15 protein-coding genes and 3 rRNA genes are annotated in these 23,041 nt (G+C 67.4%); 3 read left to right on the forward strand and 15 right to left on the reverse strand.

Annotated features, from left to right (window positions below):
• Position 1: 1 nt before the first annotated feature.
• The 7 genes from dhaL to FHX46_RS24075 form a co-directional block, all read right to left on the reverse strand.
• The gene (gene dhaL / locus FHX46_RS24045; protein ID WP_167119264.1) at positions 2–1,207 is read right to left on the reverse strand and encodes a dihydroxyacetone kinase subunit DhaL; all 1,206 of its coding nucleotides are present in this window, start codon (positions 1,205–1,207) and stop codon (positions 2–4) included.
• Positions 1,204–2,205 (reverse strand): dihydroxyacetone kinase subunit DhaK, encoded by a 1,002-nt coding sequence (locus FHX46_RS24050; protein WP_167119265.1) that lies wholly within the window; start codon positions 2,203–2,205, stop codon positions 1,204–1,206. Before FHX46_RS24050 ends, dhaL begins: the two co-directional genes overlap by 4 nt.
• A 21-nt stretch (positions 2,206–2,226) precedes the next feature.
• Positions 2,227–3,213, reverse strand: coding sequence for a sugar ABC transporter substrate-binding protein (locus FHX46_RS24055; RefSeq protein ID WP_167119268.1), 987 nt, complete (start codon positions 3,211–3,213; stop codon positions 2,227–2,229).
• A 24-nt stretch (positions 3,214–3,237) separates the two neighbouring features.
• Positions 3,238–4,203 carry an ABC transporter permease gene (locus FHX46_RS24060; protein ID WP_167119270.1) on the reverse strand — a complete coding sequence of 322 codons (966 nt, stop codon included), beginning with the start codon at positions 4,201–4,203 and terminating at the stop codon, positions 3,238–3,240.
• 68 nt (positions 4,204–4,271) lie between these two features.
• Positions 4,272–5,828, reverse strand: coding sequence for a sugar ABC transporter ATP-binding protein (locus FHX46_RS24065; protein ID WP_167119272.1), 1,557 nt, complete (start codon positions 5,826–5,828; stop codon positions 4,272–4,274).
• Positions 5,829–5,985: 157 nt separating this feature from the next.
• The gene (locus FHX46_RS24070; RefSeq protein WP_167119274.1) at positions 5,986–6,741 is read right to left on the reverse strand and encodes an IclR family transcriptional regulator; all 756 of its coding nucleotides are present in this window, start codon (positions 6,739–6,741) and stop codon (positions 5,986–5,988) included.
• A gap of 2 nt (positions 6,742–6,743) precedes the next feature.
• Entirely contained in the window at positions 6,744–7,814 is a 1,071-nt protein-coding gene (locus FHX46_RS24075; RefSeq protein ID WP_167119275.1) for a substrate-binding domain-containing protein, read from the reverse strand.
• Between the two features lie 278 nt (positions 7,815–8,092).
• On the opposite strand from FHX46_RS24075, the gene FHX46_RS24080 reads away from it, so the two are divergent.
• Both FHX46_RS24080 and FHX46_RS24085 read left to right on the forward strand, forming a co-directional pair.
• A complete protein-coding gene (locus FHX46_RS24080) occupies positions 8,093–9,070 on the forward strand; it encodes a substrate-binding domain-containing protein (RefSeq protein ID WP_167119277.1) in 978 nt (325 codons plus the stop codon).
• Positions 9,071–9,094: 24 nt separating this feature from the next.
• On the forward strand, positions 9,095–9,496 hold the full coding sequence (locus tag FHX46_RS24085; RefSeq protein WP_167119279.1) for a nuclear transport factor 2 family protein: 402 nt from the start codon (positions 9,095–9,097) through the stop codon (positions 9,494–9,496).
• 45 nt (positions 9,497–9,541) lie between these two features.
• Here FHX46_RS24085 and FHX46_RS24090 read toward each other — a convergent pair whose 3' ends face one another.
• The 8 genes from FHX46_RS24090 to FHX46_RS24125 form a co-directional block, all read right to left on the reverse strand.
• The gene (locus FHX46_RS24090; protein WP_167119282.1) at positions 9,542–9,967 is read right to left on the reverse strand and encodes an acyl-CoA thioesterase; all 426 of its coding nucleotides are present in this window, start codon (positions 9,965–9,967) and stop codon (positions 9,542–9,544) included.
• 57 nt (positions 9,968–10,024) lie between these two features.
• Positions 10,025–13,003 carry a bifunctional [glutamine synthetase] adenylyltransferase/[glutamine synthetase]-adenylyl-L-tyrosine phosphorylase gene (locus FHX46_RS24095; RefSeq protein ID WP_167121639.1) on the reverse strand — a complete coding sequence of 993 codons (2,979 nt, stop codon included), beginning with the start codon at positions 13,001–13,003 and terminating at the stop codon, positions 10,025–10,027.
• A 39-nt stretch (positions 13,004–13,042) separates the two neighbouring features.
• Complete coding sequence (locus tag FHX46_RS24100; protein ID WP_167119285.1) at positions 13,043–13,792, reverse strand: type 1 glutamine amidotransferase; 750 nt, start codon at positions 13,790–13,792, stop codon at positions 13,043–13,045.
• Positions 13,793–13,879: 87 nt separating this feature from the next.
• Positions 13,880–13,996: ribosomal RNA gene (gene rrf, locus FHX46_RS24105) — 5S ribosomal RNA — on the reverse strand.
• Positions 13,997–14,073: 77 nt separating this feature from the next.
• Positions 14,074–17,192 (reverse strand): 23S ribosomal RNA (locus tag FHX46_RS24110).
• Between the two features lie 287 nt (positions 17,193–17,479).
• Positions 17,480–19,001, reverse strand: a 16S ribosomal RNA gene (locus FHX46_RS24115).
• Together the 16S, 23S and 5S rRNA genes form the textbook arrangement of a ribosomal RNA operon.
• 375 nt (positions 19,002–19,376) lie before the next feature.
• The gene (gene glnA, locus FHX46_RS24120) at positions 19,377–20,720 is read right to left on the reverse strand and encodes a type I glutamate--ammonia ligase (protein ID WP_167119289.1); all 1,344 of its coding nucleotides are present in this window, start codon (positions 20,718–20,720) and stop codon (positions 19,377–19,379) included.
• Between the two features lie 9 nt (positions 20,721–20,729).
• Entirely contained in the window at positions 20,730–22,088 is a 1,359-nt protein-coding gene (locus tag FHX46_RS24125; protein WP_167119292.1) for an MFS transporter, read from the reverse strand.
• On the opposite strand from FHX46_RS24125, the gene FHX46_RS24130 reads away from it, so the two are divergent.
• A complete protein-coding gene (locus tag FHX46_RS24130; protein ID WP_167119295.1) occupies positions 22,087–23,037 on the forward strand; it encodes a GlxA family transcriptional regulator in 951 nt (316 codons plus the stop codon). The genes FHX46_RS24125 and FHX46_RS24130 overlap by 2 nt on opposite strands.
• Positions 23,038–23,041: the final 4 nt, after the last annotated feature.

The raw sequence follows: 23,041 nt of genomic DNA on the forward strand, positions 1-23,041 counted from the left end.
GTCAGCGCGCGTCCTCCGGCGGGTAGACCGAAACCATGTCCGGCGGCAGGTCGAGCAGCGGGCAGTTGCCGAGTTCGTAGATGAAGTCGAGCTTGGGTTCGGTGCCCAGGTAGTAGTGGACGTCGGTCTCGAACTGCCCGGTCTGCAGCACACCGATTCCCTTGTCGCGGAATCCGGCGAGGACGCGGTCGATGTCCTCGTCGGGGATCTGTTCCTTGATGTGGTGCAGTCCCTCGCCCTTGCGCGCCAGGTGGTCCTCGTAGATCGTCGGCCCGTACACCGGCTGGATGATCTCCAGCTGCATGTCGCCGATCCAGGAGATCGCGATCAGGAACTTGAAGGGTTCGGTGACCTTCTGATCGGCGACCTTGAGGTACTTCATGGTCTCTTCGGTGAACGTGAGGACGGTCCACGGACCGATGCCCAGGTTCTCCACCCAGGACTGCATGCTCTTTTCGAGATCGCGGGTGATGAAGGCGATCTGGTAGATCTTGCGGCGCTTGTTGAGTTCGGTGAGTTCGGCGTTGTTCATCGGTTGCCTTCCGTGTCGAGAGGTGGACGACGTGAGGTGGTCGTCGGCCCAGTCCGCCATGGCCGTGAAGATCAGCGCGGTGGACAGGGCGCCCGGGTCGGGGTGGCCGAGGGATCGGTCCTTCAGGCTGACGGCTTTGCCGAACCGGGCGAGGTAGTTCCTGGTGCGGTCCGCGCCGTCGGCAGCGGCATCCGCCGCACGGTGCACCGCGGTGCGGAGGTCGTGGCCGGCCGCGGCGCTTTCGGCGAGCGCGCGGGTCGCGGGTTCGAGCGCGTCCACCATGGTCTTGTCCCCCGGTGCCGCACCACCGCGCTCGGTGATCTGGGCCAGGGACCGGGCGAAGTGGTCGGCGAGCCCCGCGACGTCGAGGTGGCGGGCCGCCGCGCGGTCGGCTGCCCCGGCGCGGAACAGGAGCCCGAAGATGACCCCGGATGCACCACCCATGCTGCGGAGGAGAGCGTTCCCCGCCGTGGTGAACACCGCGTGCACGTCGTCGAAGGTGGCGCCGGCGAGCGCGGCGCGCGCGGCGGTGAAGCCGCGGGTCATGCCGAGGCCGTGGTCGCCGTCCCCGACCTCGCGGTCCGCCTTGCTCAGCTCGGGCTCGGCGGCGATGACCCGGTCGGCCACGTTCACCAGCATGTCCCGCAGCTGGCCGGCGGTGAGTTCGGTCGTCATGATCCGTTCACCCCGTGGAAGAACGAGGTGCGGGCGGGCGCGTCGTAGTGCGGCCGCAGTTCGGGGGGCATGGCGAACACGCTGAGCGAGAAGCCGTGCATTTCCTGGCTGGTGGCGAACTCTCCGACCTGGGTGTCGTGGATCGCGACTCCGCGCTCGGTCAGGTTCTCCACCGCCCGCCGTGCCGCGATGAACAGTTCGGCGCGGGTCGTCGCGCCGAGTCCGTTGACCAGCAGGCACACCGGGTCTCCGGCGGGGACCGGACGGTCGGCGAGGACCAGGTCGAGCATCGCGTCCACGGTGTCGTCGGCGGTCATCAGGTCCGCGCGGCGCACCCCGACTTCGCCGTGCATCCCCATCCCGATTTCCATCTTCCCGTCCGGCAGCTCGAAGGTCGGCTGGCCGGTACCGGGGACGATGCCCGCACCGCTGGCCACACCGATGCTGCGGGTGCAGTCGGCCGCTTGCTGGGTGAGCGCACGAACGCTCTCCAGCGGCAGCCCGGCTTCGGCGGCGGCGCCGGCGATCTTGGCAGCGAAGAACCCGCCCGCGATGCCCCGCCGGTCGGCCATCCGGTCGGGCCCGGCCGCGGCGACGTCGTCGGCGATCCGGACCGTCTCGACCTGGTGCCCGTCCTCGCGCAACAGATCCGCCGCGAGGTCGAAGTTGAGCCGGTCACCGGAGTAGTTGCCGTACAGGAAAAGCACGCCGTGTCCACTGTCGACGGACTTCGCCGTGGTCACGATGCTGTGCGGGTCGGGAGCGGCGAAGACGTCGCCCTGGCAGACCGCGTCCGCGAAACCCGGACCGAGGTATTCCAGCCAGACCGGCTCGTGCCCGCTGCCACCGCCCGAGACGATCGCGACCTTCCCGGTTCGCGAGCGCCGGCGGATGGCGAGCGCGCCGGGTACCGCCTCGAAGTCCCGGCCGTGGACGGCGAGGAACCCGTCGAGGGTCTCCCTCGCCACCGCGTCCGGTTTGTTGATGAACTTCCGCATGGTTTCTCCGAAACTGCGTCGTCAGCCCGCGTGGGTCGCCAGGTATTCCTGGACGGGGGCGGGGTTGTCGTGGGTGAAGGCGGGGCCGGGCGTGTAGTGCTCGTACGGTCCGGTGTTCTGTCCGCTGTGGATCTGCTCGGCGATCTTGATCACCTCGCCCGCCCAGGACGCGGCATCCTGGCCGGTGGTTTCGACGACGGTGCCGGCCGGGTCGAGCAGGAGCTGTCCGACGGTCGGGTTGATGCCGATGCCGAAGACGACCGCCTTGCCGGTGAGGCCGCGTGCCCTGATGGCGTTCGCGGCGGCGACCACACCGTCTTCGTTCTCGGCGAGGAAGACGTCGACGTCGGGATGCGCGGCGAGGATCGAGGTGGCCACCGGTGTCGCCTTGTCCACGACGAATCCTTCCTGGGCGGCTGCGACGTCGATGTCCAGGCCGGCCAGCCCCTGGTCGAGCCCCTCGCGCCGTTGCTTGCACACGTCGTAGGTCTCGCACGTCAGGTAGGCGATGGTGGCCTTGCCGCCGAGCTTGGTCCTGATGTAGTCGGCGGCCGCGGCGGCGGTGGTGGCACCGAGCTTGCGCTGGTCGTTGGTGACGAAGGCCCGGGTGAGCTGCTGGTCGTCCGGCGCGTTGAGGCAGGTGTTGTAGCAGATCACCGGAACACCGCTGGAGTTCAGGCGGCGCAGCGCGGCCAGTGATCCGGTGGGTGAGACGACACTGGCGATGACCATGTCCACCTTGCGTGTCCCGCACGCGGTGAGGACCTGGTTCTCCTTGGCCGAGTCGTTGTTGACGTCCTGGACGTCGAACGTCATGCCGTGCTGGGCGCCCTGGTTCTGCAGAGCGGTGGTGAACTCGGCGAACGTGCCGGTCGGGAACAACGTGGTGACACACGCGGTGAAGCGGTTGCCGCCGACGGGGGCCGACGTGCACCCGGCGAGCACGAGGAGGCCGGCGGCGAGCGCGATCGCGGCTGTCCGCCGTGCCGCGGTGAATCGGCGTTTCATGATGGGAAGTCCTTTCTCACCCGGCTAGTTCCGGCCGGTACCGATGAGCCGCCGGGGCCGCGACGACGGCTTGATGGCGCTGACGAGCACGGCGAGCAGCACGATGGCGCCGTTGGCGACGTTCTGCGCGTAGCTGTTGACACCCAGCAGCACCATGCCGTTGTTGAGCACGCCGATGAACACCACGCCGAGCAGCGTCCCGACCATCGAGCCGCGACCGCCGTAGAGGTTCGCGCCGCCGACGATCACGGCCGTGATGACCTCGAACTCGACACCCGTGCCGATGGTGGGGTTGCCCGCGCCCAGCTGGGACGTCTGCAGCAGCCCGGACACCGCCGCGAGCAGTCCGGTGGTGGCGAACAGGGTCGTCCGCACGGCGCGCACCGGGATCCCGGACAGGCGCGCGGCTTCGGCGTTGCTGCCGATCGCGTAGACGCTGCGGCCGAACGTGGTCCGCTTGGCGATCAGCCAGAAGATCAGGAACAGCGCCAGGAAGATCACCGCGGGGACGGGCACGCCGAGCACGGATCCGTTGCCCCAGGTGGCGAAGCCCGGATCGGTGATCGGCAACGGGACCGCGTCGGTGATCAGCAGCGCCAGGCCGCTCAGCGCCGAGAAGAGCGCGAGGGTCACGATGAACGACGGCATGTTCAGCACGGCGCGCACGAGCCCGGCACCAGCGCCGATCAGCGCGCCGAGCACGCAGACGGTGACCGCGGCCAGCCACATCGGCCAGTGCTGGTGCACCACGAGGACACCGAACAACGACGAGTTGAACGCGATCGCCGAGCCGACGCTGATGTCGATCTCCGCGGCCACGATCACCAGCGTCATGCCGAAGGCGATGGTTCCGGTGAACGAGAGCTGCCGCGCCACGTCCAACAGATTGCTGCCGCTGAGGAAGTTGGGGGCGGCGAACGACAGCACCACGACCAGCGCGACCAGTGCACCGAGCAGGCCGAGGTGATCGCCGCCGACGCGACCGGTCATCCGCGCCAGTGCACCTCGCGGTGGAGCGGACTCGGAGGCGGGCCGGGTTGCGGTGGGTACCGGGGTGGTCACTGCTGTCCTCCCATCGCCAGGGCCATCACCGAGGGCAGCGCGGTGTCCGCGACCTTCGGTTGCGCCACCACGTGGCCGTCGCGCAGGACGAGCAGCCGATCGCACACTTCGAACAGCTCCTCCAGTTCGGAGGAGACCATCAGGACCGCGGCTCCGGTTGCCGCCAGATCCCGGATGAGCTGGTAGATCTGGTCCTTGGCCTCCACGTCGACCCCGCGGGTCGGCTCGTCGAGCAGGAGCACGCGGGTACCGGCGTTCAGGAGCTTGCCGAGGACGACCTTCTGCTGGTTGCCGCCGGAGAGAGTGCCGACCGCGGTGCGCAGCGACGGTGTCTTCACCGAAAGGCGCGTGCAGCTGGCGGTCGCAGTCCGGCGTTCGCGCCCGGCGGAGAGCAGGCCGCGCGACCGCACGGCGGGCAGGGACGCCATCACGAGATTGGCCGAGACGCTCATCCCCAGTGCCAGTCCCTCCCGCTTGCGGTCTTCCGGAGCGAGCCCCACTCCGGCGCGTATCGCCTGCCGGGGGTTGCGCGGCCGGAACGGCTGCCCGTCGAGCCGCATCGACCCGCTGGCCGGCGTCGTGAGGCCGGACAGGCAGCGGAGCAGCTCGGTGCGCCCGGACCCGAGAAGCCCCGCGATGCCGACGACTTCGCCTTCCCGCAGTTCGAACGTAACGTCGCGCACTTTGTCCGCTGTGGACAGTCCGCTCACCGAGAGCACGGTGCGCCCGGCTGCGGCGGTCGTTCGCGGGCGGTGGGAGTGGATCGCGCCTCCGGTCATCATGTCGACGATCTGCGCGGTGTTCGCCTCGCTGATCGGCCGGGTGGCGACGTGCTGCCCGTCGCGCAGTACCGTCACCGAGTCCGCGACCCGGGGAATCTCGTCCATGCGGTGCGACACGTACACCACGGACAGCCCGTCGGCGGCCAGCCGGCGCACCAGCTCGAGCAGGGCCGCGACCTCGGCCGTGGCCAGCGAACTGGTGGGCTCGTCCAGGATCAGGACCTTGCCGCCGTAGGACAACGCCCTGGCTATCTCGACCATCTGCTGCTGCGCGACGCTGAGTGCGCCGACCTTGGCCTTCGGGTCGATGGCGACGCCCAGGACACCGAGATGCCGCTGCGCGTACGCAGCCATCGCGGCCGGGCTGATCAGGGGCCCCCGGGTGCCGGCCTCGCGCCAGCGCCCCAGCAGCAGGTTCTCGGCGACGGTCAGCTCGGGCACCAGGCTCAGTTCCTGGTGGACGGTGGCGATGCCCGCCGCCCGTGCCTCGGCGGGCCCGGCCGGCTGCACCACCTGCCCGTCCAGCTCGATACGCCCAGCGTCGGCACGCAGCGCACCCGAGAGGATCTTGACGAGGGTGGACTTCCCGGCCCCGTTCTTGCCCAGGAGGGCCCGAACCTCACCGGCCGCCAGGTGGAAGTCCACACCGTCCAGGGCGCGGACACCCGGGTAGTTCTTCACCAGTCCCCGCACGGCCAGGCGCACGGGGCTGCCGCCCGCTGCGTCCGCTCGGCAGACCGACCCAGACGGGTCATCCACGGAGGGCTTCATGCCCTGCTCCTTCCAGCTCATCCCGCCACGTCGCGGGCGACTCGGCGTCCCGTTCAAAATTTCGTCGCATCGTCCGAATTACTGAACAGTGAAATGGGCTGGGCAGGTTCTGTCAAGGGGCGGAGCGGAGTAGCAGCCCAGGAGAAGCCCGGGAACCTCAGTCCTGGATCAGCTCGGCGAGCCGGCGAGCGAGCCCGCGCACCGGCTCGGCGTCCTCGTCGGGGTCGTGGACCTGGTCGAGATCGACGACCGAGCCGACGGCCGCCACACAGCCGGTCAGGCCACCGACGACGGCCGCGGTACCGGCCAGCTGCATCTCGCCGAGCTCCGCGTTGGAGGCGTACCCGCGCTGCTGGGCCAGCGTGACCGCGGCCGTCAGCTCGGCGAGCCGGAACGGGTGGCCGCTCGGCGATTCGGGCACCCGGCCGCGGTGCATCCGTTCGACCACGTCGACCGGCAACGCGGACAGCAACGCGCGCCCGGTGCCGGTGGACCAGGCCGGCATGCGCATGCCGGGCTTCAAGGTCAGCGCCAACGGACGCACACCGGGCCGGACAGCCAGGTAGGCCACGTCGAGATCCGCGAGCACAGCCAGCACGACGGTACGGCCGCGCAGGCCCGGCGCCTGGGCGCACGCGCGCGGAAACACCTCCAGCAGCCGGCTCCCGCCGACCAGCCCGCGGGCGATCCGGCCGATCGCCGGGCCGACCTGCACGCCACCGTCGAGATCGCGGGTCAGCATGCCCAGGTCCAGCAGGACCCCGCAGATGTCGGCCAGCGAACTCTTGGGGGCGTCCAGCCGGCGGCTGAGTTCCGCCACGCTCACCGTTTCGTCCTGCGCGGCGAGTTCCCGCAGGACACGGGCCGCGCGACGCACGGCGGGCGAACCGCTCCGGCCCTCTGCTTGCGCCATCGTCATCCCCACGGCTGGTAGTCGGCGAGAGTGTCCCTGGTGATCAACGTCGTCGGCAGGAGCCTTCGCTTCCCGTCGGCGAGCGCGTCGCCGGCGTGCGCCTGGGCGGCGTACTGGACGGCCAGCCGGCCGAGGCGCGCGGGATCCTGCGCCGCGGTCGCCTGCCACGGCCCGCCACTCCCGATCGCTTCGACCGCGACCGCGGCGCCGTCGATGCTCACCAGCGGAACGGCGACACCGAGGTCCGTCATCGCGGCCAGAGCGCCGGCGGCCATCGGATCGTTGATCGCGAAGATCGCGCTCAGACCGGGATGGCGGGTCAGCAGCCGGCGCGCGATGTGCTCGCCGGAGGCCACGGAGTGATCGCCTCGCTGACGGGCGACGACCGTGATGTCCGGGTGGTCGCGCAGCGCCCCGAGGAACCCGACGATCCGGTCCGCGACCGCGGTCACCGGCTGACCGTCCACGATCGCGACGTTTCCCCGTCCGCCCAGCAGACCGGCCAGATAGCTGCCCACCAGGTGCCCGGCCTGCACGTTGTCCGTGGTCACGGTCGCCCGCGCGCCTTCCGCGCCGACGTTGACCGCGACCACGGGGACACCGGCAGCCTGCGCCTTCGCCACGACCTCGCCGACGGTGGTCGAGTGGACCGCGTCCAGCACGATCGCGTCGACCCCCGCCTCCACGAACTCCTCGATCTGCCGGACCTGGGCTTGCGCGTCCTGCTCCGCGTCGACCGCGACCACCTCGGCACCGAGCTCACCCGCCGCCTGCCGGATTCCCGCGATCTCCACCGCGTAGAACGGGTTCAGGCTGTTCGGGACGGTGACGCCGAGCGTGCCGAGCAGCGGCGGACGGGCCGCCTGGGCGGCGGCGAGCTCCGCGACCGCGAGGCCGAGCGTGTACCGGCCGCCCAGGTCCTGCGCGAGCAGCCGCTCTTCCACCAGAGCCTGGCAGATCCCGAGCAGGCTGCTTTTCGGCAACGCCAGGCGCCGGGCCAGGTTCGCGAGCGTCGCCGGGCCGTTGCGGGCGATGTCGTCGAGCACCGCCATCGCGCGGCTGACGGCAGGCACCCGCGAAGCGAGGTCGGCAACCGGCCCCCGCTCTCCCCCGCTCGCCTCGGCCACACCAACCTCCCCATGCCCGTCCGCGCGAGCACTTGACACCGACATCCACGAATGTATCTTGTTCACAATACCGCGTTCCCGGCCGAAATATCGACCGGCCTCGATCTCCCTCGGCTCTGCCCCTCCCGGAACCGGCCAGGCAGAGCGAACACCTCTGGGCAGCAAACCCCTGGGCCACGTTCCGCTGCCCGAATCCGACCCGACCCGGCCCGACGGAGACGACGATGTCCCGAACCGCCCACACGCTCGCCGCCACCCTACTCACACTCACCGCGATCACCACCGCCTGCGCACCCGGCACGGCAGACCATTCCCGGCTGAAGATCGGTGTGGTGGAACTGTTCTCCAACCCCTTTTTCGCCGAAGCCCGAGCCGGAATGGAGAAGGCCGCCGCGGAAGGCGATGCCGACCTGGTCATCAACAACGCGAACGCGGACTCGGCCAAGGAAGCCGGCTTCGTCACCACCTACCTCACCCAGAAGGTCGATGCGATCGTGCTGTCCGCGGTGTCGCCGACGGGTTCCCTGGCCACCCTCCACCGCATCAAGGCGGCCCATGTGCCCGTCGTCTGCTACGACACCTGCGTCAACCCACCGGACGACCAGCAACTCGTCGACGCCTTCGTCACCAGCGACAACCGGGGCCTCGGCGCGACAACCGGCCGCCAGGCGGCCACCTACATCAGGGACGAGCTGAGCGGGAGCGCCAAGGCCATCATGCTCACCTGCGAAGAGTTCGACGTCTGCAAACAACGGCGCACCGGGCTCGACGCGGAACTCGCCGCGGTCCATGTCGACCTGCTCGCCGAGCAGGAGGGCTACCAGGTCGACAAGGCCACCCCGATCGCCAACTCCATGCTGGCCGCACACCCCGACGCCCAGGTGATCATCGCCGAGAACGAGGACGCCATCCTCGCCGCGGCCACCGCCGTCAAAGCACGCGGACTGACCGGGAAAGTGGCGATCTTCGGCATCGACATCGACCCGCAAGTGGCGCTCCTGATCACCCAGCCCGCGACCGACGTGAAGTGGACCACCGGTCAATCCCCGTTCGACATGGGTTACCAAGCGGTGCAAGCCGCCATCGCGAGAGCACACGGCCGGCCGGCCGGCGACTTCTACCACCACACCCCATCACCCACGTTCTCCTCGGCGGACCCGGCCAGTGCCCGGAACTACCTCGATTCGCACCACACCAATTGAGCGCTACCAGGAAGGCGACATCGCATGAGCAATCCCGACAACGAAATGGTCGTTCGCCAGTTCGTCGACGCTCTCAACGACGGCGACCTCACCACGATCGCCGACATCCTCGCCGACGAGGCGAGCTGGCACCTGCACGGAACCCTGCCCGTCGCGGGTCACTACGAGGGACGTGACGCGGTCCTCAACGACTTCCTCAGCCAGGGGCTCGGGCTCTACGAACCCGGCAGCCTGAAGATCGAACTCACCAGCATCGTGTCGGACGGTCCCACCGTTGCCATCGAATGGCACGCCACCGGGCGCAGCGCCAGGGGAAACCTCTACGACAACGAATACGCCCTGTTCTTCCACCTGACCGACGGCAAGATCGCCGCGATCCGCGAGTACTGCGACACGCTGCACGTCAACGACGCGCTCTACGGCTGATCACGGGCCCGGCCGGTGGCCCTTCCACCGGCCGTGCCCGACAGGTCAGTCGGCGGTGAAGACCGAGAGGTCCACACCGGCCCGTTCGAGGTGTCCACGCGGATCGTCGACCAGCTTGCGCCGCCGCAGGTCCATCAGTCCCAGTGTGCAGGTGATCTCGGCGGCGAGGGTGCCGTCCGTCTTGTGGAGGTCGTTGGTCATGTGGAACGTCTTGCCGGTGCCGAACTTCGCCACGCAGCCGACGTACACGGTTTCGCCGGCGCGGATCTCCCGGCGGAACACGATGTGCGACTCCAGCAGCACCGGCGCCAGGTGCTGTTCCCGCAGCGCCGCGCCCCCGGCCTGATCGAGCGCCTCCGTGCGGGCGACCTCGCCGTAGGAGTGGTAAACGGCGTGGTTGAGGTGGCCGAGCGTGTCCAGCTCGTAGTGCCGGACCTTGATCTCCACCCGGAACGGTTCGCGCTGAGTCACCAGCCCACTCTAAATCGCTGTCACCCGGCGGTCAGCGGTCCTGGGACGTTCGCCACGTCACGCCTGGTAGAAGAGCCGCTCGACGACGGCGTGCGCCCGCCGGGTGGTGCGCCGGTAGGAGTCGAGGAATTCGCCGGGGTCGTCGTCGGCGGTGTAGCCGAGGATGCGGGCGACGGCGGCCAGGTCCCGTCCCGAGCTCGGCACCTGGTCGACGGCCTTGCCGCGCACCAGCATCGCCGCGTTGCGCACCCGGGTGGCGAGCAGCCACGCCTCGGTGAGCGACGCGGTGTCCTCCGGATCGGCCAGCCCGGCCTCGGCCATTGCCGACAACGCCCCGGGCGTGGAGGTGGTGCGCAACTCCGGGACGTCGAACGCGTGCCGGAGCTGGAACAGCTGCACGGTCCACTCCACGTCCGCCAGGCCGCCGCGACCCAGTTTGGTGTGCAGCGTCGGGTCGGCTCCGCGCGGCATCCGTTCGGTGTCCACCCGGGCCTTCATCCGCCGGACCTCGCGAGCCCGGGACGCGTCGAGCCCGCCGTCCGGGTAGCGGATCGGGTCGATCATCGAGATGAACCGCTCCCCCAGCTCCTCGTCACCGGCGACGAACCGGGCGCGGAGCAGCGCCTGCGTCTCCCACACCTCGCCCCAACGGGCGTAGTAGGCGCGGTACGAGTCGAGGGTGCGCACCAGCGGCCCGCCGCGTCCCTCCGGCCGCAGGTCGGCGTCCACCTGCAACGGCGGGTCGGCGCTCGGGGCACCGAGCATCTTGCGCACGGTCTCGGCGACCGAGGACGCGTACCGGACGGCGTCACCGTCGGACACGCCCTCAGCCGGCTGGCACACGAACAGGACGTCGGCGTCCGAGCCGTAACCCAGCTCGGCGCCGCCCAGCCGGCCCATGCCGATGACCGCCAGCGTGGCGGCCTCGCCGTCGAGCTCCGCGCGGCGTTTCCGGATGGCCGCGGACAACGCGCTCTGCAGGACCGCGACCCACACCGAGGACAGCGCCTCGCACACCTCCCGCACGTCCAGCAGCCCCAGCAGGTCGGCCGCCGCCACCCGGAGGACCTCGTGGCGCCGCAACGAACGGGCCGCGGCGACCGCCGCCTTCAGCCCGGGTTGCCTGCGCACGGTCGCCCGCAGCGACTTCGCCACCTCGGCGGGGGCGCGACCGGTCAGCCGCGCCGGATCGCCGAGCAGCTGCAGCACCTCGGGCGCGCGGACGAGCAGGTCGGGCACCAGCTTCGACGTGCCGAGCAGGGACGCCAGCCGCTCGACGACAGCTCCCTCGTCGCGCAGCACCCGCAGGTACCACGGCGTGTCCTCCAGCGCCTCGGACACCTTGCGGTAGGCGAGCAGACCGCCGTCCGGGTCGGGGGTGTCGGCGAGCAGGTCGAGCAGGACGGGCAGCAGCGCACGCTGGATCGACGCGCGCCGCGACACCCCGGCGGTGAGGGCACGGATGTGCTGCAACGCGCCGTCCGGCGCCGCGTACCCGAGCGCGGCCAGGCGCTGCGCGGCCTGTTTGGTGGTCAGCCGCAGGTCCTCAGTGGACACGTTCGCCACGGATTGCAGCAGCGGGCGGTAGAACAGCTTCTCGTGCAGGCGGCGGATGCGCTGCACGTGGCGGCGGAACTCGACGAGGAGGATTTCACCCTCGCCACGGCCCATCTCGGGACGGACGCCGATCGCGCGGCCGAGCACACGCAGTTCCGCGGCGTCGTTGAAATCGGGGAACAGGTGGGTGCGGCGGAGGCGGCGCAGCTGCAACCGGTGTTCGACGGTCCGCAGGAACTCGTAGGACATCTCCAGCTCGGCGGCGTCGCTGCGGCCGACGTACCCGCCGGCCCCGAGTGCGGTGAGCGCCTCGACGGTCGACGGCGACCGAAGGCTGGGGTCGGCTCGGCCGTGGACCAGCTGGAGCAGCTGGACCGCGAACTCGACGTCCCGCAGCCCGCCGCGCCCCAGTTTCAGCTCGCGCTCGGCCAGTTCGGACGGCACGTGCCCCTCGACACGGCGGCGCATCTGCTGGACGTCGGCGACGAAGTTCTCCCGTTCGGCGGCCGCCCACACCATCGAGGTGACCATCTCGGCGTACTGGTTACCGAGGTCCGCGTCCCCGGCGATCGGGCGGGCCTTGAGCAGCGCCTGGAACTCCCAGGTCCGGGCCCACTTCTCGTAGTAGGCGGTGTGGCCCTCGATCGTGCGGACGAGCGCCCCTTGCTTGCCCTCGGGCCGGAGCGCGGCGTCGACCTCGAAACACGCCTTGCCGACGACCCGCATCATCGTGCTGGCCAGCCGCGTGGCCAGCTGCAGATCGCCGTCGCCGACGAAGATCACGTCGACGTCGCTGACGTAGTTGAGCTCGCGGCCGCCGCACTTGCCCATGGCGATGACGGCCAGCCTGGTGTCCCCGAGGCCCTGCGGGGCCTGCTCGGCCTGCGCGATCTCCAGGCCGGTGGCGAGCGCGGCCTCGGCGAGGAGCGTGAGCTGCTGCGCGACCTCGGCGTACGCGGGCCGGTCGAGAGCGGCTTCGACCAGGTGTCCGAGGTCGGTTCCGGCGATTTCGAGGAGCAGGCCGCGGTAAGCGGCACGGAGGGCGGTCTCGGCTGGCGTGCCGGTGCGGATCTCACCGCCCTCGCGGACCGCGTCGAGCAGGACGTCGGCGTAGCAGTCGGCTTCGGTGCACTTGTCGGCGGCGAGGCGGGTCCACTCGTCCGGGTGGCCGACGAGGAAGTCGCCGAGGGCACTGGACGTGCCGAGTACGGCGACCAGCCGGCCGCGCACGGTGCGGTTGTCCCGCAGCGCCTCGGCGAGCTCCGACCAGTTCCGCTCGTCGGTTTCCCGGATGCGGTCGAGGCTGCGCAGGGCGAGGTCGGGGTCGGCGCTGCGGGACAGCGCGACCAGGATGTCCACGGCTTCCCGGGCCGGCCCGGCGTCGGTCCACCATCCGGCAGCGCGGAGGTGTTCCTCGGCTCGATCGTCGGTGAAGCCGTAGCGCGCAGGGGATCCGGCCCCTCGTGACTGCTCTGCCATCATCGTCCACCGTAGCCGGGTAGCGGGGGGAACCGGTGCTCACGCGAACGGGAGAGACGCGGGTGGGGCGGTCTCCAGTGCGCCTCGAGCGAGCTGGACGAACCGGGCCGCGAAGGGCTGCCAGGTCTCGGCGATGTCGGCGTGGTTGCGGTCGAGCGTCTCGATGTCGAACACCCCGGCCGGCCGGGTCGCCGCCATCCGCGGTGCGTCCTGTGCCCAGGCCCGGACGGCCGCGGTGGTGGTTTCGATGTGGAATTGGAGGCCGTAGGCGCTCCGGTGGAGCCGGAACGCCTGGTTGGGGTATCGCGGAGCGGATGCGAGGAGGACGGCGCCGCGGGGCAGCCGGGTGATGACGTCCTCGTGGAAGTGCATGACGTCCTGCATCAGCGGGAGGTCGGCGAAGAGGGGGTCGCTCCAGGCGGCGTCCTTCTTCGCGACGAGCGACGGACCGACCTCGGGTCCGGATTCGCCCACTTCGACCCGGCCACCGGCGGCGACCGCGAGGAGCTGGGCTCCCAGGCAGATCGCGAGGGTGGGCACGTTCGTGCGCGCAGCGTCGGCGAGGAGGGTGCGGACGTCGGCGAGCCACGGGTGCTGGGTGTCGTCCTCGGCGCTCATCCCGCCGCCGAGGCACACGACGCCCTGGTGATCGTCGAGGGTGGTGGGGAGGGAGTCCTGCGGCAAGCTCCGGATGTCCAGTTCCGCGCCGGCCGCGGTGAGCCAGTCGCCGAGGGCTCCCACCGGGTCCGAGGGATCGGGTTGCAGGACCAGGAGGCGCGCCGTCGTCATGTCCGCCAGCATAAGGGCACAAAAAGACCCAGGGGCCCGGGAGAACGTGAAGTTCTCGACCGAGCCCCTGGGCTTTTGTGAAGTTGTGTTCGGCGGTGTCCTACTCTCCCACACCCGCGGGGGTGCAGTACCATCGGCGCTGGCAGGCTTAGCTTCCGGGTTCGGAATGGGACCGGGCGTTTCCCTACCGCCATGACCACCGAAACTCTCCGAAACAACACCAGAGCGTTTCCAGTCCGGTGTGGTGTCTCAGAGTTGCAGAGCGGATGCGTAGCAGCTTTGTGGGCAAGTCCTCGGCCTATTAGTACCAGTCCACTCAAAAACACATTACTGTGCGTCCATGTCTGGCCTATCAACCCAATCGTCTCTTGGGGGCCTTAACCCACAAAGGGGTGGGAGACCTCATCTAGGAACAGGCTTCCCGCTTAGATGCCTTCAGCGGTTATCCCTTCCGAACGTAGCTAACCAGCCATGCCACTGGCGTGACAACTGGCATACCAGAGGTTCGTCCGTCCCGGTCCTCTCGTACTAGGGACAGCCTTCCTCAAGTCTCCTACGCGCGCGGCGGATAGGGACCGAACTGTCTCACGACGTTCTAAACCCAGCTCGCGTGCCGCTTTAATGGGCGAACAGCCCAACCCTTGGGACCTACTCCGGCCCCAGGATGCGACGAGCCGACATCGAGGTGCCAAACCATGCCGTCGATATGGACTCTTGGGCAAGATCAGCCTGTTATCCCCGGGGTACCTTTTATCCGTTGAGCGACATCCCTTCCACCAGGAGATGCCGGATCACTAGTCCCTGCTTTCGCACCTGCTCGACCCGTCAGTCTCACAGTCAAGCTCCCTTGTGCACTTACACTCAACACCTGATTGCCAACCAGGCTGAGGGAACCTTTGGGCGCCTCCGTTACCTTTTAGGAGGCAACCGCCCCAGTTAAACTACCCACCAGGCACTGTCCCTGAACCCGATCAGGGTCCTAGGTTAGATTCCCAATCCGACCAGAGTGGTATTTCAACAACGACTCCACCCGAACTAGCGTCCAAGCTTCACAGTCTCCCACCTATCCTACACAAGCCGAACCGAAAACCAATACCAAGCTATAGTAAAGGTCCCGGGGTCTTTCCGTCCTGCCGCGCGTAACGAGCATCTTTACTCGTAGTGCAATTTCACCGGGCCTGTGGTTGAGACAGCCGGAAAGTCGTTACGCCATTCGTGCAGGTCGGAACTTACCCGACAAGGAATTTCGCTACCTTAGGATGGTTATAGTTACCACCGCCGTTTACTGGCGCTTAAATTCTCAGCTTCGCCCCCCAAAGAGAGCTAACCGGTCCTCTTAACGTTCCAGCACCGGGCAGGCGTCAGTCCATATACCTCGTCTTACGACTTCGCATGGACCTGTGTTTTTAGTAAACAGTCGCTTTCCGCTGGTCTCTGCGGCCAACTCACCCTAGCCCGCACGGGGCTTCAAGTGCTTTGGCCCCCCTTCTCCCGAAGTTACGGGGGCATTTTGCCGAGTTCCTTAACCACAGTTCACCCGACCGCCTTAGTATTCTCTACCTGACCACCTGTGTCGGTTTGGGGTACGGGCCGCACATGTTCTCGCTAGAGGCTTTTCTCGGCAGCATAGGATCACCCTACTTCACCTCAACGGCTACGCATCACGTCTCAGGCTACACAAGCGGCGGATTTACCTACCACTCACCCTACACGCTTACACCAGTACAACCACTCACTGGCGGAGCTACCTTCCTGCGTCACCCCATCGCTTGACTACTACACACTCAGGTCCCGCGCGTCCCCGATCAACTCCGAAGAGCCTCACAGTTCAGGGCGGTTAGTATCATGCACCTCGTCATGGGCGAACATACGCGGGTACGGGAATATCAACCCGTTGTCCATCGACTACGCCTGTCGGCCTCGCCTTAGGTCCCGACTTACCCTGGGCAGATTAACTTGACCCAGGAACCCTTGGTCATCCGGCGGCAGAGGTTCTCACTCTGCATTCGCTACTCATGCCTGCATTCTCACTCCCACACCCTCCACCACTCGCTTCCACGGTGGCTTCCCTGGATGCAGGACGCTCCCCTACCCAACAACACCACTGCACAACACTCACAAAGAGCGAAGTGGATGTAAATGTGTCATTGACACGGCTTCGGCGGTGTACTTCAGCCCCGCTACATTATCGGCGCAGGACCACTTGACCAGTGAGCTATTACGCACTCTTTCAAGGATGGCTGCTTCTAAGCCAACCTCCTGGTTGTCTCGGCGACCCCACATCCTTTCCCACTAAGCACACACTTAGGGGCCTTAGCCGGTGTTCTGGGCTGTTTCCCTCTCGACGACGAAGCTTATCCCCCGCCGTCTCACTGCCGCACTCTCACGTGATGGTATTCGGAGTTTGGTTGACTTCGGTAACCCGGTAAGGCCCCTAGGCCATCCAGTAGCTCTACCCCCACCACGAAACATGCGACGCTGCACCTAAATGCATTTCGGGGAGAACCAGCTATCACGGAGTTTGATTGGCCTTTCACCCCTACCCACAACTCATCCCCCAGGTTTTCAACCCTGGTGGGTTCGGCCCTCCACGAGGTCTTACCCTCGCTTCAGCCTGGCCATGGGTAGATCACTCCGCTTCGGGTCTAGACCACGCGACTCCACGCCCTATTCAGACTCGCTTTCGCTACGGCTACCCCACACGGGTTAACCTCGCCACGCAGCACTAACTCGCAGGCTCATTCTTCAAAAGGCACGCCATCACAAACACAAGTTCGCTCTGACGGCTTGTAGGCACACGGTTTCAGGTACTCTTTCACTCCCCTCCCGGGGTACTTTTCATCTTTCCCTCACGGTACTCGTCCGCTATCGGTCACCAGGAAGTATTTAGGCTTACCGAGTGGTCCCGGCAGATTCACAGCAAATTCCACGAGCTCGCTGCTACTCGGGAACACCAACACACCACACCAACACAGCTTTCGCGTACGGGACTCTCACCCACTCCGGTCCACCATCCCAGGCGGTTCCACTAGCCATGCAGCACGATGCCAGAAGTGTCAGCTCCTGGAAGTCAGGTCCCACAACCCCGCACACACAACCCCTGACAGGTATCACATGCGCACGGTTTAGCCTCCTCCGCTTTCGCTCGCCACTACTCACGGAATCACTAAGTGTTTTCTCTTCCTACGGGTACTGAGATGTTTCACTTCCCCGCGTTCCCTCCACGCACCCTATATATTCAGATGCGGGTAACACCTCATAACAGGTGCTGGGTTTCCCCATTCGGACACCCTCGGATCACAGCTCGGTTGACAGCTCCCCGAGGCTTATCGCAGCCTCCCACGTCCTTCATCGGCTCCTGATGCCAAGACATCCACCATGTGCCCTTAACAACTTGACCACAAAGATGCTCGCATCCACTCTGCAATTCTCAAACACCACACCCAGAAACAACACACGTGTTGCCTCAGGACCCAACAGCGTACCCATGAGCACCCACCGATCCGGCCAGCCATGCCGTTCCACACTCCCCGAAAGAAGCAGTACTAAACCATCACCACACCATCACGATAAGCATCAGCCAGCCGTCCACAATTCCTCGAGCAACCAGACAGCGCCACACACGGACACTGAGCCTGGCCACTCCACGACCCACCGAAGCAGGCGTGGATGTGTTGTGCTCCTTAGAAAGGAGGTGATCCAGCCGCACCTTCCGGTACGGCTACCTTGTTACGACTTCGTCCCAATCGCCAGTCCCACCTTCGACCACTCCCTCCCACAAGGGGTTGGGCCATGGGCTTCGGGTGTTACCGACTTTCATGACGTGACGGGCGGTGTGTACAAGGCCCGGGAACGTATTCACCGCAGCGTTGCTGATCTGCGATTACTAGCGACTCCGACTTCACGCAGTCGAGTTGCAGACTGCGATCCGAACTGAGACCGGCTTTAAGGGATTCGCTCCACCTCACGGTATCGCAGCCCTCTGTACCAGCCATTGTAGCATGTGTGAAGCCCTGGACATAAGGGGCATGATGACTTGACGTCATCCCCACCTTCCTCCGAGTTGACCCCGGCAGTCTCCCGCGAGTCCCCGCCATTACGCGCTGGCAACACAGGACAAGGGTTGCGCTCGTTGCGGGACTTAACCCAACATCTCACGACACGAGCTGACGACAGCCATGCACCACCTGCACACCGGCCACAAGGGGGCCGACATCTCTGCCGGTTTCCAGTGCATGTCAAGCCCAGGTAAGGTTCTTCGCGTTGCATCGAATTAATCCACATGCTCCGCCGCTTGTGCGGGCCCCCGTCAATTCCTTTGAGTTTTAGCCTTGCGGCCGTACTCCCCAGGCGGGGCGCTTAATGCGTTAGCTACGGCACGGACAACGTGGAAGTCACCCACACCTAGCGCCCAACGTTTACAGCGTGGACTACCAGGGTATCTAATCCTGTTCGCTCCCCACGCTTTCGCTCCTCAGCGTCAGTATCGGCCCAGAGACCCGCCTTCGCCACCGGTGTTCCTCCTGATATCTGCGCATTTCACCGCTACACCAGGAATTCCAGTCTCCCCTACCGAACTCAAGCCTGCCCGTATCCACTGCAGGTCCGGAGTTAAGCCCCGGATTTTCACAGCAGACGCAACAAGCCGCCTACGAGCTCTTTACGCCCAATAATTCCGGACAACGCTTGCACCCTACGTATTACCGCGGCTGCTGGCACGTAGTTAGCCGGTGCTTCTTCTCCAGGTACCGTCACTTACGCTTCGTCCCTGGCGAAAGAGGTTTACAACCCGAAGGCCGTCATCCCTCACGCGGCGTCGCTGCATCAGGCTTCCGCCCATTGTGCAATATTCCCCACTGCTGCCTCCCGTAGGAGTCTGGGCCGTGTCTCAGTCCCAGTGTGGCCGGACACCCTCTCAGGCCGGCTACCCGTCGTCGCCTTGGTAGGCCATCACCCCACCAACAAGCTGATAGGCCGCGGGCCCATCCCGTACCGCCGAAACTTTCCACCCACCACCATGCGGTGCCAGGTCGTATCCGGTATTAGACCCCGTTTCCAGGGCTTATCCCAAAGTACAGGGCAGGTTACCCACGTGTTACTCACCCGTTCGCCACTCATCCACCCAGCAAGCTGGGCTTCAGCGTTCGACTTGCATGTGTTAAGCACGCCGCCAGCGTTCGTCCTGAGCCAGGATCAAACTCTCCAACAATGCTAGAAAATCGATCCGGCTATAATTCATAGCCTCAAAGGAACCCACAAAGGGTTCTAGCTAATCAAACTGGCTTTAGCTCATCAATACACTGTTGAGTTCTCAAACAACACGAAGCTGCTGCTTCTTCAAAGCTTTTGTTGGTTGTCGCGGAGGGCGTCAGCAACCCTACTCGTTTAGTAGTAGTGGTTGGCGACCCACCCGCGGGCCGACCAAGAATTTTACCCGGTTCGGTTCGCGGTGTCAACCGCCCGACCCTGGCCCGTCCGCCGGGGCGCTCGGCCCCGTCGTCCCGGTCTCCCTGGCGACGAAGAGAAGATTACACGCCCCGGAACCCCCTCGAACAGGGGGGTCCCTTAATGACATTTCCGCTGATCAGAGCACCGGCAACAGGGTCCTGAGCTCGTACGGCGTGACCGACCGGCGGTAGGCGTCCCACTCGGCGCGCTTGTTCCGGAGGAAGAAGTCGTAGACGTGCTCGCCCAGCGCGTCGGGCAACAGCTCGGACTTCTCCATCTCGGCGAGCGCCTCGCCGAGGTTCTGCGGCAACTGGTCGTACCCGGCCGCGCGGCGCTCCGCGTCGCTCATCGACCAGATGTCGTCCTCGGCCGCCGGCGGCAGCTCGTACCCCTTCTCGATGCCCTTCAGCCCGGCGGCGATCACGACCGAATAGGCCAGGTAGGGGTTGCACGCCGAGTCGATCGTGCGGATCTCCACCCGGCGCGAGGACGCCTTGCCGGGTGAGTAGTTCGGCACCCGCACCAGCGCGGACCGGTTCGCCCGGCCCCAGGAGACCGTGGTGGGCGCCTCTCCCCCGCTGATCAGCCGTTTGTACGAGTTCACCCACTGGTTGGTCACCGCGGAGATCTCCCGCGCGTGGTGCATCAGCCCGGCCACGAACGCCTTGCCCGTCTCGGACAGCTCGTACGGGTCCTCCGGGTTGTGGAACGCGTTGCGGTCGCCCTCGAACAGCGACACGTGCGTGTGCATGCCCGACCCAGGCTGCTCGGTGAACGGCTTGGGCATGAACGTCGCGCGCACCCCCTGGGTCAGCGCGACCTCCTTCACCACGTACCGGAACGTCATCACGTTGTCGGCCATGGTCAGCGCGTCGGCGTAGCGCAGGTCGATCTCCTGCTGCCCCGGGGCGCCCTCGTGGTGGCTGAACTCGACGGAGATGCCCATCGCCTCGAGCGCCTCGATGGCGTTGCGGCGGAAGTGGGTCGCCGTCGCGTGACTGGTCTGGTCGAAGTACCCGCCGTTGTCGGCGGGCTCGGGTTCGCTGCCGTCCGAGGGCAGGCTCGACAGCAGGAAGAACTCGATCTCCGGGTGCACGTAGCAGGTGAACCCGGCCTCGCCGGCCTTGGACAGCTGGCGCCGGAGCACGTGCCGCGGGTCGGCCCACGACGGCGACCCGTCGGGCATCGCGATGTCGCAGAACATCCGCGCCGAGTAGTGCCCGCCCTCCGGGGTCTCCCAGGGCAGCACCTGGAACGTCGACGGGTCGGGCTTCGCGACCATGTCCGATTCGTAGACGCGCGCGAAGCCCTCGATGGCCGATCCGTCGAACCCGATCCCGTCGCTGAACGCACCCTCCAGCTCGGCGGGAGCGACGGCCACCGACTTCAGGAAACCCAAGACGTCGGTGAACCACAGACGGACGAACCGGATGTCACGTTCTTCCAGCGTGCGCAGCACGAACTCCTGCTGGCGATCCATGGCCGCACCCTACGCATGGCGTGTTAACGGCATGTTTCGCGGTTCCCGCATTGCCCTGGCCGAGGGAATCAGCAGCGACATCACCGTGGCCAGGGCGCAGAGGCCGCCCGAGATGTACCACGCGAGGTCGTAGCTGCCGGAGCGGTCGTGGATGATCCCGGCGCCGGTCGCGGCGATCGCCGCGCCGATCTGGTGGGACGCGAACACCCAGCCGAACACGATCGGGCCGCTCACGCCGAAGCGCTCGCGGGCCAGCGCCACCGTCGGCGGCACGGTGGCCACCCAGTCCAGGCCGTAGAAGATGATGAACGCCCACATCGGCGGCTGCGTCGTCGGAGCGAACAGGTGCGGCAGCAGGATCAGCGACCCACCGCGCAGGAAGTAGTACACGCCGAGCAGGATCCGCGGGTCGAACCGGTCGGTGAACCAGCCGGACGCGATCGTGCCGGCCACGTCGAAGAGGCCGACGACCGCGAGGAGCGAGGCCGCGGTGGTGGGCGGCATGCCGTGCTCGTGCGCGGCCGGCACGAAGTGGGTCTGGACCAGGCCGTTGGTGGACGCCCCGCAGACCGCGAACCCGCCCGCGAGCAGCCAGAACGTGCGGGTCTTGGCAGCCTGTCCCAGCACCTGGAGCGCGCGCCGGGCCGCTCCGGACGAGTGCGGCACCTCCTCGACCTCGGTCGCGCCGTACGCGGTGAGGCCGAGGTCGCTCGGGTGGTCACGCAGGAAGATCAGCGTGATCGGCACGACCGCGAGCGCGGCGAAGGCGACCACCAGCGACGCGGTGCGCCAGCCCTGGTGCGTCGCCAGCGCGGCGAGCAACGGCAGGAACACCAGCTGCCCGGCCGCGCTCGCCGCGGTGAGGATGCCGCTGACCAGGCCGCGATGGCGGACGAACCAGCGGGAGGTGACCGTCGCGACGAACGCCAGCGCCATCGACCCGGTGCCCAGCCCGACCAGCACGCCCCAGCACAGCAGGAGCTGCCAGCTCGCGGTCATGAACACCGTCAGCCCGCTGCCCGCCGCGACCAGGACCAGCGCGCCGACGACCACCCGGCGCATGCCGAGCCGCTCCATCAGCGCGGCGGCGAACGGCGCGGTCACGCCGTACAGCACCAGGTTGATCGACACCGCGGACGAGATCGTGGAGGTCGACCAGCCGAACTCTTCGTGCAGGGGGTCGATCAGCACGCCGGGGACGGCGCGGAACCCGGCGGCACCGACGAGCGCGACGAAGGCCGCGAAGGCGACGAACCAGGCCGGGTGTATGCGCGCACGGGTCTGCGTTGAGGTCACCGGACCAGCTTCACCGATCAACGCACCGCAGACGAGTGGCCGGAGCGCCAATCTGTGCAAGAATCTGGCCATGCACCGTGTGGTGGTTCTCGCGGTTTCCGAGGTCGTGGGGTACGACCTGAACATCGCCCCGCTCGTCTTCGGCAGGGCGATCAAGGACGGTGCCCAGCTCTACGACGTGCGCGTGTGCAGCCCGGACGGCCGGCCGGTGCGGGTCAGCCACGGTTACGACGCGCACCTCGACCACGGCCCGGAAGCGCTGGACGACGCCGACACCGTCGTCATCCCCGGCACCCGCGTGACCGGGCCGCGCCACGAGGGCGTCCTGCCCCCCGACCTGGCGGCGGCCATGGCCCGCATCCCACCGTCGGCCCGGCTGGTCTCGATCTGCACCGGCGCGTTCGTCCTGGCCGCGGCCGGGGTGCTCGACGGGCGCCGGGCGACCACGCACTGGGCGCACGCGGCCGACTTCCGGCGGCTCTACCCGCAGGTGGACCTCGACGAGAACGTGCTGTTCGTGGACGACGGCGACGTGCTCACCTCCGCCGGGCTCGCCGCCGGCGCGGACCTCTGCCTGCACCTCGTGCGCTCCGACCACGGCAGCGCGGTCGCCAACCAGGTGGCCCGGTACTGCGTGGTGCCGCCGTGGCGGGACGGCGGGCAGTCCCAGTACATCGAACAGCCGCTGCCTGACGGAGACGGCAGCACCGCGGCCACCCGCGCCTGGGTGCTGGAACGGCTCGGCGACCCCCTCGACCTGGCCACGCTCGCGCGCCACGCGGGCATGAGCGTGCGCACCTTCAGCCGGCGGTTCCGCGCCGAGACCGGGCAGTCGCCGCGTGCCTGGCTCATCCAGCAGCGCGTGCTGCACGCCCGGCACCTGCTGGAGACCACGGACCTGCCGGTCGACCGGGTCGCCGCCGAGTCCGGCCTGGGGACGGCGGCGTCGCTGCGCCAGCACCTCAACGCGTCGATCGGGGTGGCACCGCTGGCATACCGCCGGACCTTCGCCCGCGGCTGATCGC

Source organism: Amycolatopsis viridis, from assembly GCF_011758765.1.
GTDB classification, from domain to species: domain Bacteria; phylum Actinomycetota; class Actinomycetes; order Mycobacteriales; family Pseudonocardiaceae; genus Amycolatopsis_E; species Amycolatopsis_E viridis.